Origin of the sequence: Campylobacter coli LMG 9860 (assembly GCF_000254135.1) — a bacterium.
Lineage (GTDB): Bacteria > Campylobacterota > Campylobacteria > Campylobacterales > Campylobacteraceae > Campylobacter_D > Campylobacter_D coli.
Genome location: NZ_AINS01000039.1, coordinates 50,234 through 64,314 on the forward strand (window position 1 = coordinate 50,234; position 14,081 = coordinate 64,314).

Annotated in this window: 17 protein-coding genes; 11 read left to right on the top strand and 6 right to left on the bottom strand. The window is 31.1% G+C overall.

Annotated features, from left to right (window positions below):
* From trpD to CCO88_RS05775, 7 genes are all read left to right on the top strand, one after another.
* Entirely contained in the window at positions 1-1,593 is a 1,593-nt protein-coding gene (gene trpD / locus CCO88_RS05745; protein ID WP_002780671.1) for an anthranilate phosphoribosyltransferase, read from the top strand.
* The gene (locus CCO88_RS05750; protein WP_002817473.1) at positions 1,580-2,179 is read left to right on the top strand and encodes a phosphoribosylanthranilate isomerase; all 600 of its coding nucleotides are present in this window, start codon (positions 1,580-1,582) and stop codon (positions 2,177-2,179) included. The genes trpD and CCO88_RS05750 overlap by 14 nt, the downstream gene beginning before the upstream one ends.
* Positions 2,176-3,354: a tryptophan synthase subunit beta gene (gene trpB, locus CCO88_RS05755; protein ID WP_002817474.1), complete on the top strand. Its 1,179-nt coding sequence runs from the start codon at positions 2,176-2,178 to the stop codon at positions 3,352-3,354. The genes CCO88_RS05750 and trpB overlap by 4 nt, the downstream gene beginning before the upstream one ends.
* Entirely contained in the window at positions 3,347-4,096 is a 750-nt protein-coding gene (trpA, locus tag CCO88_RS05760; RefSeq protein WP_002778239.1) for a tryptophan synthase subunit alpha, read from the top strand. The genes trpB and trpA overlap by 8 nt, the downstream gene beginning before the upstream one ends.
* Before the next feature lie 69 nt (positions 4,097-4,165).
* Positions 4,166-4,588 carry a chemotaxis protein CheX gene (locus CCO88_RS05765; protein WP_002778240.1) on the top strand — a complete coding sequence of 141 codons (423 nt, stop codon included), beginning with the start codon at positions 4,166-4,168 and terminating at the stop codon, positions 4,586-4,588.
* On the top strand, positions 4,588-4,896 hold the full coding sequence (gene fliN, locus CCO88_RS05770; RefSeq protein ID WP_002778241.1) for a flagellar motor switch protein FliN: 309 nt from the start codon (positions 4,588-4,590) through the stop codon (positions 4,894-4,896). The genes CCO88_RS05765 and fliN overlap by 1 nt, the downstream gene beginning before the upstream one ends.
* Positions 4,896-5,687 (top strand): hypothetical protein, encoded by a 792-nt coding sequence (locus tag CCO88_RS05775; protein ID WP_002839701.1) that lies wholly within the window; start codon positions 4,896-4,898, stop codon positions 5,685-5,687. Before fliN ends, CCO88_RS05775 begins: the two co-directional genes overlap by 1 nt.
* Here CCO88_RS05775 and CCO88_RS05780 read toward each other — a convergent pair.
* The 5 genes from CCO88_RS05780 to plsY form a co-directional block, all read right to left on the bottom strand.
* Positions 5,684-7,144: a Ppx/GppA phosphatase family protein gene (locus tag CCO88_RS05780; RefSeq protein WP_002839702.1), complete on the bottom strand. Its 1,461-nt coding sequence runs from the start codon at positions 7,142-7,144 to the stop codon at positions 5,684-5,686. The two genes, CCO88_RS05775 and CCO88_RS05780, sit on opposite strands and share 4 nt — an antisense overlap.
* Positions 7,144-7,389, bottom strand: coding sequence for a YfhL family 4Fe-4S dicluster ferredoxin (locus tag CCO88_RS05785; RefSeq protein ID WP_002778244.1), 246 nt, complete (start codon positions 7,387-7,389; stop codon positions 7,144-7,146). Before CCO88_RS05785 ends, CCO88_RS05780 begins: the two co-directional genes overlap by 1 nt.
* 114 nt (positions 7,390-7,503) lie before the next feature.
* The gene (hsrA, locus tag CCO88_RS05790) at positions 7,504-8,175 is read right to left on the bottom strand and encodes a homeostatic response regulator transcription factor HsrA (protein ID WP_002839703.1); all 672 of its coding nucleotides are present in this window, start codon (positions 8,173-8,175) and stop codon (positions 7,504-7,506) included.
* 78 nt (positions 8,176-8,253) lie between these two features.
* Positions 8,254-8,571, bottom strand: coding sequence for a dihydroneopterin aldolase (locus CCO88_RS05795; RefSeq protein ID WP_002789773.1), 318 nt, complete (start codon positions 8,569-8,571; stop codon positions 8,254-8,256).
* Positions 8,556-9,167: a glycerol-3-phosphate 1-O-acyltransferase PlsY gene (gene plsY, locus CCO88_RS05800; RefSeq protein WP_002778250.1), complete on the bottom strand. Its 612-nt coding sequence runs from the start codon at positions 9,165-9,167 to the stop codon at positions 8,556-8,558. Before plsY ends, CCO88_RS05795 begins: the two co-directional genes overlap by 16 nt.
* A 178-nt stretch (positions 9,168-9,345) precedes the next feature.
* Between plsY and CCO88_RS05805 the strand changes: the two genes are divergently transcribed.
* The 4 genes from CCO88_RS05805 (at position 9,346) to hemJ (ending at position 12,703) form a co-directional block, all read left to right on the top strand.
* On the top strand, positions 9,346-10,371 hold the full coding sequence (locus CCO88_RS05805; RefSeq protein ID WP_002778252.1) for a cytochrome-c peroxidase: 1,026 nt from the start codon (positions 9,346-9,348) through the stop codon (positions 10,369-10,371).
* Positions 10,372-10,466: 95 nt separating this feature from the next.
* Positions 10,467-11,804 (top strand): phosphoglucosamine mutase, encoded by a 1,338-nt coding sequence (gene glmM, locus CCO88_RS05810; protein WP_002780681.1) that lies wholly within the window; start codon positions 10,467-10,469, stop codon positions 11,802-11,804.
* Complete coding sequence (gene lspA / locus CCO88_RS05815) at positions 11,797-12,267, top strand: signal peptidase II (RefSeq protein ID WP_002778269.1); 471 nt, start codon at positions 11,797-11,799, stop codon at positions 12,265-12,267. Before glmM ends, lspA begins: the two co-directional genes overlap by 8 nt.
* On the top strand, positions 12,251-12,703 hold the full coding sequence (hemJ, locus tag CCO88_RS05820; protein WP_002780683.1) for a protoporphyrinogen oxidase HemJ: 453 nt from the start codon (positions 12,251-12,253) through the stop codon (positions 12,701-12,703). Before lspA ends, hemJ begins: the two co-directional genes overlap by 17 nt.
* Positions 12,704-12,736: 33 nt before the next feature.
* Here the strand turns inward: hemJ and CCO88_RS05825 are convergent, their stop codons facing one another.
* Positions 12,737-14,047 (bottom strand): coproporphyrinogen III oxidase family protein, encoded by a 1,311-nt coding sequence (locus CCO88_RS05825; RefSeq protein ID WP_002783173.1) that lies wholly within the window; start codon positions 14,045-14,047, stop codon positions 12,737-12,739.
* Positions 14,048-14,081: the final 34 nt, after the last annotated feature.

Sequence of the window (14,081 nt, forward strand, 5' to 3'; positions counted from 1 at the left end):
ATGATACTTTTAATTGATAATTATGATTCTTTTGTTTTCAATATCAAATCCATGCTCGAAAATGTATACAAGGGTGAAATTTTAGTTGTTCGAAACGATAAAATCACTCTTGATGAAATCAAAGCTTTAAATCCAAACTATATCATTTTAAGTCCTGGTCCAAAACACCCAAAAGATAGTGGAGTGTGTCTTGAAATTTTTAAATCACGACTCAACATCCCTACGCTTGGAATTTGCTTAGGACATCAAGCTTTGGGTTTTAGTTTTAAGGCCGAAATTGCTAAATTGCAAAACCCTATGCATGCAAAAAATTCCTTAATTAAAATTTATAATAAAGATACAATTTTTAAAGATTTTGAAGATGAGGTAAGTGTGATGCGTTATCACTCTTTAGAAGTTAAAATTTTGCCCGATGATTTTGAAATTTTGGCTTTGAGTGATGATAATGTTATCATGGCTATAAAACATAAAACTTTACCTTATTTTGGCGTGCAGTTTCATCCTGAAAGTTATTTTAGCGAATACGGAATCAAAATTTTTGCTAATTTTTTAAATCAAGAAAAAGCAGTTCAGGATAAAAAACATACTCTTGGATTTTATTTGCAAAAAATGAGTGAAAATCATTATTTAGAAAGTGAAGATTTTTCAGAAATTTGCAAGATTATTATGAGCAGGGATTATGAGCCTTTACAAGCGGCTGCTTTACTTGTTTTAATCAGTGAAAAATCCCTCAATCAAAAATCATTAAGCAGTCTTGTGCGTGAAATTTTGCGTTATTCTAAAACCTTTAGTGATGAAAGCGATATGATAGATATATGTGGTACTGGAGGAGATAATTTTAAAAGTATCAATGTTTCAACAGCAAGTGCTTTTATTTTAGCAGCTTTGGGGGTAAAAGTAGCAAAACATGGAAACAGAGCGATTTCTAGTTCAAGTGGAAGCACCGATGTTTTAGATGCTTTAGATGTAAAAATTCCTGATAATTTAGAATGTGCTTTAAATGATTTGCAAAATAAAAATTTAGCCTTTTTTCATGCCCCGTATTTTCATCCTTTAGTAGGTGAGCTAAGAGAGCTTAGGGCAAAGCTTGGCATAAGAACTGTATTTAATGTTTTAGGACCTTTGCTTCATCCTAATTTAAAGCTTAAATATCAAATGATGGGAAATTATCATGCACCTGTGCATAAGCTTTTGGCTGAAGTTTTAAGATCACTAGGACGAAAAAGAGCTTTGGTGGTGCGTGGCAATGATGGCATGGATGAGATCAGTATTTGCGATGAAACAAAGATTTTTGAAGTAAGAGAGGGTGAAATTTATGAATACGGCGTTACACCCGAACAATTTGGTTTTAAGCGAGCTTTTCATAGTGAGATTATGGGTGGCAATGCTTATGAAAATGCTAAGGATTTAAAAGATATCTTAAGTGGAAAAATACAAGGGGCTAAATTTGATATCGTGGTTTTAAATTCTATGTTCGCACTTTATACAGCCAACAAAGTTTCAACACCTTTAAAAGCAAAAGATATTATTTTAGAGGCTATATATTCTGGCAAGGTGATGGAGTATTTTAGGAGTCTAAATGACAAAGCTTAAAATTTGTGGCATTAAGGATGAAAATAATGCCAAGGAAATCGCTGAATTAAATGTCGATTTCATGGGGCTTATTTTTGCAAAAAGCCCTAGACAGCTTAGTTTAGAACAAGCAATGAATTTAAGCGATATCATCCATGCGGGATTTAAAAAGAGTGTAGGAGTTTTTGTCGATGAAAATTTGGAATTTATTTTAAAAGCAATCAAACAAGCAAAGCTTGATGGAGTGCAAATTCATAGAAAAATCAGTGAATTTGAGTTTAAAACCTTAAAAGAAAGTGGAGTTTTTGTTTGGCAGGTTTTAAGTGTAGGGGATCGTTTGGAATTGGAAGAAAATATTTATGCGGATTTAATTTTATTTGATACTAAGGGAAAATTTCATGGAGGCAATGGGGAAAGTTTTAACTGGGATCTTTTGAAAGACTTTAAAAAAGATTTTGCCTTAGCAGGAGGCATAGGAACTCATAATATCAATGAAGCTTTAAGTTTAAAACCAAAAATCATAGACTTAAATTCAAAGATAGAAAAGGAAAATCATTTAAAAGATGTGGAAAAAATCAAGTATATTTTAAAGGAGGTGAGAAAATGAAAAAGGCGTATTATGGTGAATTTGGTGGGCAGTTTTTGCCTGAGAGTGCGATGTTTGCTTTAAATGAGCTTGAAGATGCTTTTTTAAAATTTGCACAAGATAAAGCCTTTAAAAAAGAGCTTCAAGACCTTTTAACTACTTATGTAGGACGCCCCACTCCGCTTTATTTTGCTCGAAATTTAAGTAAAAAATACGGACATGAAATTTATCTTAAGCGTGAAGATTTAAACCATACAGGAGCACATAAAATCAACAATGCTATAGCTCAAGCACTTTTAGCAAAAAAAATGGGTAAGAAAAAAATCATTGCCGAAACAGGGGCAGGGCAGCATGGATTAGCAACTGCTACTGCTGCAGCACTTTTAGGACTTGAGTGTGAAATTTACATGGGAGCGACTGATGTGCAACGACAAGCTTTAAATGTTTATAAAATGGAGCTTTTAGGAGCTAAGGTTAATGCTATACAAAGTGGACTTAAAACCTTAAAAGAAGCTACAACTGCTGCTATCCAAGCTTGGGTGGGGGATATTAAAAATCTTTTTTATGTAGTTGGAAGTGCTGTAGGACCTTATCCTTACCCTAAAATGGTTACACATTTTCAAAGTGTTATAGGAAAAGAATGCAAAAGTCAACTTAAAAAATTAGGTAAAAAAGTAGATTATATCATCGCTGCAGTAGGAGGTGGAAGTAATGCGGGTGGAATTTTTTACGAATTTATCAAAGATGAGAGTGTAAATCTTATTGGAATTGAAGCAGGGGGATTGGGTGTTGACACCCTTTATCATGCAGCAACTTTAACCAAGGGAAAAACAGGTATTATCCATGGTATGAAAACGAAGGTTTTGCAAGATGAATTAGGAAACATCTTACCTGTGCATAGTGTTTCTGCGGGACTTGATTATCCAGGAATTGGTCCTTTGCATGCTTTTTTATCTCAAAGCGGTAGGGCAAAATATTATGCCATTACCGATGAAGAATGCATGATGGCTTTAAAAATGCTTTGTAAGGAAGAGGGGATTATCCCTGCTATTGAGAGTTCTCATGCTTTGGCATTTTTGGAAAAACTTTGTCCTAAGTTAAACAAAAAGAGCGTGATAGTGGTTAATTTATCAGGTAGAGGCGATAAAGATATGCAAACGATTAGAGAATATAAAAAAGGAACAATTTATGGTTGATTTTACAAAATTTTACAAGGATAAGGCAAATGTAGCTTATATGGTTTTAGGCTATCCAAATTTAAAAATTAGTGAAGAGTTTTTAAAGCGTTTGGATGAAAGTTCGATCGATGTTTTGGAATTAGGAATCGCATATAGTGATCCTATTGCTGATGGTGAGATCATCGCCAATGCTGCAAAAATTGCCTTAGAACAAGGCGCAGACATTCATAAAATATTTGAGCTTTTAGCCAAAATAAAAACAAAAAAAGCCCTTGTTTTTATGGTGTATTATAATTTAATTTTTTCCTACGGCTTAGAAAATTTTGTTAAAAAAGCCAAGGCTTTGGGAATTTCTGCTTTGATAGTTCCTGAGCTAAGTTATGAAGAAAGTAAGCCTTTGTATAAAGAATGTCAAAAGTATGACATAGCTTTGATTACTCTTGTAAGCATTACAACTCCTAAAGAGCGTGTTAAAGAACTTGTAAAAAATGCTAAGGGTTTTATTTATTTACTTGCTAGTGTAGGCATAACAGGAGGACAAAGTGCGGATAATAAACTTTTGCAAGAAAAAATACAAGAAATCCGATCTTTCACACAACTGCCTATTTATGTTGGTTTTGGGGTAAAAAATAACACAGATGTAAGAAATATGCGTAAACTAGCCGATGGAGTGATAGTAGGAACGAATATAGTAAAGCTTTTTGCAAGCAATGATGTAAATCAAATTTTAAAAGGTGTAGAAGAAATTTTTGAAAAATAATTTTTTAAAACATATTTTTATTTTATATTTACTATAATTTTTAATTAAGTTTTTTATAAAGGTGATATTATGTTGAAAGTTCTTGAATATTCAATAACACATTTTTTTGAACATATCCTAAGACTTCATATCGAAAAGGCTGAAGATATAGTAGGTGAACTTTATGGAGCCAGTATTCCTGTAATGGAAAAAAGTGGTAGAGAATATCATTTTTATTTATTTTTTCCAAAAGAATTTCTACAAACAATTGCTAATGTTTTAGTTCGTGATGAAAAATTTAAAGAAGATGATTGGTGTGATTTAAGTAAAGAATGCGCCAATCAAATCATAGGTTATGCAAAAAATTTACTCAATGATGCTAAGGGAGATGATGAGTATAAACTTGGCATACCAGAGTATTTAGGTAGGGTTGATTTTTCATCTATTATATTAGATGAATCTTTAACTTATAGCTTTGAAAATCATTATTTTAGAATAGGATATTGTAAATAATGGGCAGCGACATTGATTTTGGAGATCGTCATGGACTTTTGCAGTCTTATGAAGATATCTTAGATATCACAGTAGATTTTGTTAGTGAGCTTGGCACTACCAATATGAGTGTAGCTGAACTTTTAAAACTTGAAGTAGGTTCGGTTATCGATCTTGAAAAACCTGCTGGGGAAAGTGTTGAATTGTATATCAATAAGCGTATCTTTGGTAAGGGCGAAGTTATGGTTTATGAGAAAAATTTAGCAATTAGAATTAATGAAATTCTAGATTCTAAAACCGTACTTCAATATTTCAAAAAAGAAATTTAATGAAAGTTTTATTATTAAGCATACTCGCACTGCCCCTTTTTGCTGTAGAATTAATCAGTTATAATATTTACGATAGAAATGATAGAGTAGATTTAATGCTATCTTTTGATAGTGCTTATGGGGGTAAAATTTCTCAGAAAAAAGAAAAAAATCTTACTCTTTTAACCTTGAGTGATTTAAAATACAGCAAAGAAGAACTCAAAAGTTTAAATTCAGGACTTGTGGATAAGATCGGTATCAGTTCTAAAGATAATAATACATATATCATGCTACAGAACAAAGAGCCAATCTCCTTAGAATTAAGCTCTATTAATGATAAATTTGGAGTTAGGATAAGAGCGGTTCAGCAAGGTAAAGAAAGTATAAATCCTGAACAAAGCAATTTAAGTACAAATGAAGAGCCGATTTTAAATTCTAAAAAGACAAGCTTAGAAGGCTATGATTATACAAATTACATTTTAGTAATGCTGGTTTTATTTGTCTTGCTTATAGTGCTTTGGTGGCTTAAGAGAACTTTAGCTTTTAAAAATACGGGTGTTTCTAGAGATTTTCGTATGGTATTTCAAAGATTTTTAGATAAAAATAATCAATTGATAGTTTTTGAATACGCAAGCAAGCGTTATACTATGATAGTGGGCAATTCTAATATTGTATTAGAAGAGATTGAAATTCCAGATTATGAGCCAAAGGTTACAGAAAAATCTGAAAAAAATTTTGATTCTTTCTTTGAAGAGAATAAAAAGCGTATCCAAAGTCTTATAGAGCAACGCCAAAAGAATAAAAAATCTTAAGGCTTTTGATTGATAGCTAAGGCTATCGTGGCTGGTTTGGTGATTTTTTTCAGTTCATCTTTAGGTAGATCAAGAATTTTTGACTCACTATAAATATAAAGTGTATTGTTGGCAAAAGCAATTTCGATTTTATTTTCATTTGTGCTTAGTATTTTAGCTAAGCTAAGAATAAAATTCAACCAAGAAATGATATGTGTGTTTGGCAAAAGCTGTCTATAGGGCTCAAGATTATAAGGATTCACCTTCTTGCCATTTAATTTAATAAGAGTTGCAATCAACACTTTTTCTTGGTGTGAAAAGCCATAATTTAATCCATTTAAAATAAAATATGCAGAGTGTTCATTAGTAAAGTAAAAATTCAAATATTCACCCAAATGACAAAGTTTTGCGGCATTTAATAGGCTTTGTTGATATTTTTCATGGATTTTATGAAGACCCTGTAAGACTTTAAAAATTTGTATAGAAAAATAAGGTGTTTTGTTGTTTATATTTCCTTGAAGAAATCTATCTTGTAGAGATTTTAAACTAGGGTTAAAATTTACAGGAAAAGTGTGTTTAGGGCGTAGCAAATCTTGCAAGTACACACCCTCGCGAATGCCTACCCCGCTAGTAATGATTTGTTTGGCTTTGAGTTTTTCTGCTATTTTTAGAAAGATAAAAATACCCTCTTTAATAGTATCAAAACGATCTTTTTTGATACCAAAATTAATCAATGTATCTGCTTTAGAGTTAAAAATCTTCAAGATATGCTCTTTTTCATCTTCGAGCATATATCTAAAATCATGTATATTTTTTAAGGGATAAGAGTTTTTTTGCATAATGGAATTTGAAATGGCTCTTAAACTTCCACCTATTGCAATGAGATTTTGATTGCAAAATTCAGAAGGGATTTGTTCTAAAATGGGTTTGATAAAATCATCTAAAGCATCTGCTTTACCTTTATCATAGAACAATTCTTTTAATCTAACCGTTCCTAAGTCTAATGAAATACAAGAGATGATTTTATTGTTTTTTATAAGACAAAGTTCGCTTGAACCTCCACCTATGTCAAGTGTGGTGCCATCTTTAAAAGGACTTAATAAATTTAAGGTTGCAAGACCGCCAAGATAACTTTCGTTTTTTCCATCAATACATCGAATATTTAAGTTTAGCTTATCTTTAATTCTTTTAATAAAATCTTTAGAATTTGGAGCATCTCTTAAAGCTGAAGTACCTATAATGAATATTTTTTTACATTTGTGTTTGAGCGCACATTGTTTAAAAAAAGCTAGAGCATTTTCAGCCCTTTGCATAGAGTCTTCTTGAAGAATTTTGCCATTGTTATAAGCATTTTCTCCAAGTCTAACTTTGCGTTTGTATTCACAAGTAGTATAAAAACTATATCTCGAAGTTTTTTCAAAAACCACCATTCTAATGGAATTTGATCCTAAGTCTACAACAGCGGTTTTTTTTGCCATTAAAATTCTCTATTACGATTTTTTAATTTTAACTCTTCTATGCTTTCAACATTATCAGGATCAGGTATGATACATTCATAAGGACATGCCACTATACAAGCAGGTTCTGAAAAATCATTAACACACTCTGAACAAAGATCAGCATCAATCACATAGATAGGACTATGTTCATAAATAGCCTCATCCGGACACTCTTCTCTACAAGCATCACAACATACGCAATCTTTAGTAATCAAAAGAGCCATTATCACCTTTCAAAATTTTAAAAATAATTTTTAGTTTATACAATAACAAAACTTAAATAAAATATAAAAAATAAATATAAAGATAAAAATTTTGCACCAAAGGGTGCAAAATGCTTAGGATTTTTTAGGAAAACAGAAGCGATATCCTCTGCGTCTAATAGTTTCTATAGTAGAGATATTTAAAGGTTTGTCCATTTTTTGGCGTATTTGATTGATCGCTACTTCAATTACATTAGGCGTAACAAGTTCAGGTTCTTCCCAAATAGCATCTAAAAGTTGTTCTTTAGATACAATTTGATCTGAATGTCTTGCTAAATGAGTTAAAACTTCAAAAGGCTTTCCTTTAAGTTCTATATCTTGGCCTTTATAGGTTATTTTCTCTTCATCAGGGTCAATAACTAAATCTTCTATTTTGATTACATTTGTACCACCAAGTCTAAGTCTTGCTTCTATTCTGGCCAATAAAATATCAAAATCTAAAGGTTTTTTTACAAAATCATCTGCTCCAGCTTTGAGTGCTTTAATTTCTGTATCTTTATCTGCTTTTGCAGACATGATCATCACAGAAGTTCTTGGAGACTTATGCTTAATTGTATTGACAAGTTCTGCACCATCGCCATCAGGCAAATTCCAGCTTGCAAGTACTAAGTCGTAGTGTCTTATACCGATAAAATATTCACCGTCTTTGAAATTTTCTGAAGAGTCAGTTTGATAACCAAATTCATTAAGATTATCTATAATAGTTTTATTAAGGCTAATCTCATCCTCTATAACTAAAATCCTCATCATTATATCCTTCATTAAGAAATTTTTAAAAAAGTATAACATAGTTTAAGTAAATGTTTAGATATCTTTAAACAAAATTTAATAAAATTTTTTTAATTTTACACCAACTCTTGCATTTTTGATTATTTCAGGTTTATAAGTTTTGATTTTAATATAGTAAATTTGCGGAAATTTTCTATGTAATTTTGCACAAACAAATTCTAAAGATTCTTCTAGGGCAAGAAATTGTTCTTTTTTATAGTATTTTTTGATTTTTTTTGATACCTTGGCATAATCTAAAAAATCATTTGCTTTAGCTGTAAGATAAATACAAACCTTTTGTTTTTTCTTGCGTTCAAATTTTAATATTCCTATAATGCATTTAAACTGCATTTTGATATTTATATGACTTTGCATTCTTCTTTAAAAACCAATCTTTTGATATTGGGTAAGTGTTTATAAATGATTATAAAAGCTATAATAAATACAGGTGCATGCGTTTTTATAGTTTGCATATCATAATTAAAGATAAAAGAACTTCCTATAAAAACTAATAAAGCCAATAAAGACGCTAAGGATGAAATTTTAAAAATTTTACCCACGATAAACCAAACTATAAATGCTGTTATGAGTTCCAAAGGTAAAAGTACTATCATAGCACCCGCTCCAGTTGCAACCCCTTTGCCGCCTTCAAATAAAAGATAGATGGAAAAGCAATGTCCAAATACCGTTAAAACTGCGACAGTCCAAAGTAAATTTAAATCATAATTTAAAAATTTAAGTACGAGTAAGGGTATAGTTGCTTTTGCAAAGTCTAAAACAATAGTAGCGATTGCAAGTTTTTTAGCTAAAGCTGGATCTTTTTCTTTAACAACCCTTAATACATTGGTTGCGCCTATACTTTTTGAGCCTTGATTTTGTATATTGATTTGAGCAAATTGCTTGGCTAAAATTAAACCAAAAGGAATAGAGCCTAAAAGATAAGCAATTGCATAAATGATTAAATTTTCCATTATTAACCTTAAGAAATAATTGAAGCATTATATGCAAAAAAAATAAATAAATCAAAAAAATAGGATATATTTTGTATTAATTAATTATTAATATTATTTAATAATTTTTATAAATATTTAAGTAATAAAGCTATATTATTTAGTTTAAGTTTATATCTAAAAGTAAAGGAGTTTGTAAATGAAAGTCAAATCGTTATTGATTGCATCATTAGTTGCTTTTTCAAGTTTAAATGCTCAAAGTCTTATAGAAGAGGCTAAAAATTCAGGTTTAGTTGCCTTACCAAAAGATCAAAAAGGCGTGGATGAGATTTTGAAAGCAAATGGAGTAAAGGCTACTGAATTTACTCTTGATAAAGTTGAGCTTGGTAAAAAACTTTATTTTGAGCCTCGCCTTTCAAAAAGTGGAATTATTTCATGTAATACCTGTCACAATCTAGGACTTGGTGGAGCTGATGGTATTAGTGCGGCAGTGGGACATAAATGGACTGCAAACCCTCATCATTTAAATTCCCCAACTGTATATAATGCTGTTTTAAACACGACTCAATTTTGGGATGGGCGTGCAGGAACTTTAGCGGATCAGGCCAAAGGACCTATTGAATCTGAAGCTGAAATGGCAACTCCAGCAAAATTAGCTGTAGAAAAAATCGCTTCTTTACCTGAATATGTTAAAGAATTTAAGAAAATTTATGGCAAAAGCGGTGTGAATTTTGACAATATTGCTGATGCGATAGCAAATTTTGAAAGAACTTTAATCACTCCATCTCGCTTTGATAATTTCTTAAATGGAGATGAAAAAGCTTTAACTAAAGAGGAGCAAAAAGGTTTAAAACTTTTCATTGACAAAGGTTGTGTAGCTTGTCATAATGGTGTGAATTTAGGTGGAAATATGCAAGCATTTGAGGTTGCAGGTAAGTATAAATTTGCAAATTTGGGTGATTTTAAAGGAGATGAAAATGGTATGGTTAAAACTCCAACTTTAAGAAATGTAGTTGAGACAGCTCCATATTTCCACAATGGTGCGATATGGAAATTAACCGATGCAATTAAAGAAATGGGTAGTGTGCAACTTGGCATTCAAATTTCTGATAAAGAGGCAAAAAGTATAGAAACTTTCTTAAAATCTTTAACTGGAACTAAACCAGCAGTGGTTTATCCTCAACTCCCTGTTTCTACAGAAAAAACTCCAAAGCCTGAACTATAAGGCTTATCAAACCCTAAATCTTTTTAGGGTTTGTTTAAATTTCTTTATCCTAGCTTTGCTATAATTTCTAGAATTTCATTGAGAAAGGTTTAATGATGAAACTTTTTGGGACAGATGGCGTTCGTGGAAAAGCGGGCGAATTTTTAGATAGTTTTTTAGCTATGCGTCTTGCTATGGCCGCTGGAATTTATTTTAAAGATAAGAGTGTTACAAATAATATTTTAGTAGGTAAAGATACAAGAAGAAGTGGTTATATGATAGAAAATGCTATTGTTTCAGGTCTTACTTCTATAGGATATAATGTGATACAAATAGGCCCTATGCCAACACCTGCAATTGCATTTTTAACTGAAGATATGCGTTGTGATGCGGGTATTATGATTTCAGCTTCACACAATCCTTATTATGATAACGGGATTAAATTTTTTGATGCACATGGGAATAAGCTTAGCGAAGATATAGAAAAAAAGATTGAAGAAATTTATTATGATGATAAGCTTATCCAAAGCTCTAAAGTTGATATGGAGAAAATTGGCCAAGCTAAAAGAATTGATGATGTTATAGGAAGATATATTGTTTCTATTAAGAATTCCTTCCCTAAGGATTTAACTCTAAAATCATTGCGTGTAGTTTTAGATGTAGCTCATGGAGCGGCTTATAAGGTAGCTCCGACTGTTTTTAAAGAACTGGGAGCTGAAGTTATAGTGATGAGTGATAAACCTAATGGGCTTAATATCAATGAAAATTGTGGAGCCTTGTATCCTTCAAATTTAGCCGCTGAAGTAAAGCGTTTGCGTGCAGATGTTGGTTTTGCTTTTGATGGAGATGCGGATCGTTTGGTAGTGGTAGATGAAAAGGGTGAAGTAGCAAATGGAGATAGCCTGCTTGGAGTTTTAGCTCTTTTCTTAAAAGAACAGGGCAAATTAAAATCCAGTGTGGTAGCTACTATCATGAGCAATGGGGCTTTGAAAGAATTTTTAAATGGACATGGCATAGAGCTCGACACTTGTAATGTAGGCGATAAATATGTACTTGAGAAATTAAAAGTTAGGGGTGGAAACTTTGGCGGAGAGCAAAGTGGGCATATTATTTTTAGCGATTATGCAAAAACAGGCGATGGTCTTATAGCAGCTTTGCAATTTAGTGCTTTGATGCTTTGCAAGAAAAAGTCCGCAAGTACTATTTTAGGACAAATCAAACCTTATCCTCAACTTTTAACCAATCTTAAAATTTCAGAAAAAAAAGATTTGGATAAAATTAAAGGTTTGAAGGAATTAAAACAAGATTTGGAAAATAAAAATATTAATGTGTTATTTCGCTATTCTGGAACAGAAAATTTGATCAGACTTTTACTAGAAGCTAAAGATGCTAAAATTTTAGAAAAAGAAATGAAAAATGTAGTTGAATTTTTCAAGAAAGCATTAAATGGTTAAAAGATATAAAACTATCTTGATCTTCATTTTAGTTTTTATTGCAGTTTTTGCTTTTGATCAGTGGGTAAAATCTTTAACTTTATCGGGTTTGCGTTGGCAAAGTGAGTATTTGGATTTAACTTATGCTCTAAACACAGGAGTTGCTTTTTCTATGTTTAGTTTTTTAGAGCATTATTTAAAATATTTACATTTAGCCTTGATATTGGCGCTTGTTATATACCTTTTGTGGCAAAAACAATTCTTAAGAGAACATTTAGTGGCTTTTGGTATGATGCTAGGGGCGGGGTGTTCGAATTTGCTTGACCGTTTTATACACGGGGGAGTAGTGGATATGTTTTTTTGGCATAAATGGTTTCATTTTGCTATTTTTAATGTAGCAGATGTGATGATAAACATAAGCGTTGCCTTAATCTTAATAAAAGAAATTTTTATAAAAAAGGAAAAAAATGACAGAATGGATTAATGAGTATTATTTTTGGATTAAATGGGTGCATTATTTAGCATTTGTTTCTTGGATGGCAGGACTTTTTTATTTGCCTCGTTTGTTTGTATATCATGCAGAAAATAAAAACAATAAAGGTTTTGTTGATGTTGTAAAGATACAAGAAAGAAGACTTTATTTTGGTATACAAAATCCAGCGATGATAGCAACGGTTATTAGTGGGAGTTTAATGTTACATGCTCATAAAGAAGTTTTGATGGTGGGTTCTGGCTTTATGCATGCAAAACTTACCTGTGCTACGCTTTTAATCATTTTTCATATACATAATTATTTTTGCTTAAAAGCTTTGGCGAATGATACTTCTACAAAAAGCGGAAGATATTTTAGAATTTATAATGAATTTCCTACTTTAATGTTTATTATCATTGCTTTAATGATGGTGATTCGTCCGTTTTAATTTTCATTTCTATTTAATTTCAAAAAAAAGAAATTAAATAGAACTTATATTTTCTTTCATTATATTGATAAAATCTTTATTTTTTAAGCGCTTACTATCTCTAAATACCGCGCGCACAAGATCCATTCCTGTGTAAAAATCCTTCATTAAGACCACAAAGAGATACTGTCCAAATTCACTTGTGATTAAGGCGCCATTTTCTTTTTTGATAGCATTGCTTATTTTAAGTCCTAAAAGTTCTTTGAAGAGTTCTTTTTCAAGATCACAATTAAGGGTTTGATTGAATTTATCAATTTGTATTTTCCCTGCAAACATTTCAGTTAAAAATATGTATTTGATAATCTCTTTTCGTGTAAAACTCGCTTTTGCTATATTGGCATTTTGTTTTTCTTGTATCATCTTTGCATAATCATTTAAATCAAAAGCATTGATAAGCAACTCCCCATCTAAAAAGCTAAAAGCTCCACTTCCAACGCCTAAATATTCATGGTGAGAGCTTACATATTCATCATTGAGTTGATTTTTTTCTAAAGAAAAACTCCAGCCATTATTTTGCTGATAATCCTTGAAAAAATTTCGTATTATTTGATAGTATTTAAATTCATTATCTTTAGTTTCAACACCAAGACTTTTGGCTATATTGTCTTTGGTTAGATTGGATTTCATTAAAGGATAGGTTGTGATTTGTTGAGGAGCTAAATTTTTAGCGATTTTTAAATCATTTAAAAGCTGTTCTTCTGTTTGTGAGGGGAAATTAAAAATTAAATCAAGGCTAAAAATTGGCAAAATTCCCAAAGCTTTTGAAATTTTTTCTTGTAATTGTTTAGAAGAACCAAATTTATTATATCTTGCTATTTTTTTTAAAATTTCATCATCAAAACTTTGAATTCCACAGCTTAAACGATCGATTATACCTTTAAACATAGAGAGTTTTTCAGGAATTATATGATTAGGATCGCTTTCGCAAGAAATTTCTTTGATATTGAAAAGTTTTTTACAAAGTTCTAGAGTTTTTAGTAATTCATTTTCATTAATCAATGTTGTTCCGCCCCCTACATACATTGAGCTAAAATCAAAACCTTTATCTTTTATAAGCATAAGCTCTTTTCTTAAATTTTCAAAATAAATTTTAGCCAATTCCTCATCATAATAGTATTTATGAAAACTACAATAAGGACAAAAGGTATGACAAAAGGGTATGTGAGCATAAAGCATATAAGTTTTATCTTTTTTGGCTTGTTTTTCTTGAGGATTTTTCAAAAGTTCGACATTGAAACTTTTATGTAGGGATTTTTCCATCATAGCATGAGAATATTTTAAAGCCAAATTTTGAAATAAATTCATTAACCCACCTTAAAGTAGAAAATATAATATAACT

Coding starts and splice junctions, on each gene's coding strand:
- trpD (WP_002780671.1), top strand. CDS start 1: ATGATACTTTTAATTGATAATTATGATTCTTTTGTTTTCAATATCAAA.
- CCO88_RS05750 (WP_002817473.1), top strand. CDS start 1,580: ATGACAAAGCTTAAAATTTGTGGCATTAAGGATGAAAATAATGCCAAG.
- trpB (WP_002817474.1), top strand. CDS start 2,176: ATGAAAAAGGCGTATTATGGTGAATTTGGTGGGCAGTTTTTGCCTGAG.
- trpA (WP_002778239.1), top strand. CDS start 3,347: ATGGTTGATTTTACAAAATTTTACAAGGATAAGGCAAATGTAGCTTAT.
- CCO88_RS05765 (WP_002778240.1), top strand. CDS start 4,166: ATGTTGAAAGTTCTTGAATATTCAATAACACATTTTTTTGAACATATC.
- fliN (WP_002778241.1), top strand. CDS start 4,588: ATGGGCAGCGACATTGATTTTGGAGATCGTCATGGACTTTTGCAGTCT.
- CCO88_RS05775 (WP_002839701.1), top strand. CDS start 4,896: ATGAAAGTTTTATTATTAAGCATACTCGCACTGCCCCTTTTTGCTGTA.
- CCO88_RS05780 (WP_002839702.1), bottom strand. CDS start 7,144: ATGGCAAAAAAAACCGCTGTTGTAGACTTAGGATCAAATTCCATTAGA.
- CCO88_RS05785 (WP_002778244.1), bottom strand. CDS start 7,389: ATGGCTCTTTTGATTACTAAAGATTGCGTATGTTGTGATGCTTGTAGA.
- hsrA (WP_002839703.1), bottom strand. CDS start 8,175: ATGAGGATTTTAGTTATAGAGGATGAGATTAGCCTTAATAAAACTATT.
- CCO88_RS05795 (WP_002789773.1), bottom strand. CDS start 8,571: ATGCAAAGTCATATAAATATCAAAATGCAGTTTAAATGCATTATAGGA.
- plsY (WP_002778250.1), bottom strand. CDS start 9,167: ATGGAAAATTTAATCATTTATGCAATTGCTTATCTTTTAGGCTCTATT.
- CCO88_RS05805 (WP_002778252.1), top strand. CDS start 9,346: ATGAAAGTCAAATCGTTATTGATTGCATCATTAGTTGCTTTTTCAAGT.
- glmM (WP_002780681.1), top strand. CDS start 10,467: ATGAAACTTTTTGGGACAGATGGCGTTCGTGGAAAAGCGGGCGAATTT.
- lspA (WP_002778269.1), top strand. CDS start 11,797: ATGGTTAAAAGATATAAAACTATCTTGATCTTCATTTTAGTTTTTATT.
- hemJ (WP_002780683.1), top strand. CDS start 12,251: ATGACAGAATGGATTAATGAGTATTATTTTTGGATTAAATGGGTGCAT.
- CCO88_RS05825 (WP_002783173.1), bottom strand. CDS start 14,047: ATGAATTTATTTCAAAATTTGGCTTTAAAATATTCTCATGCTATGATG.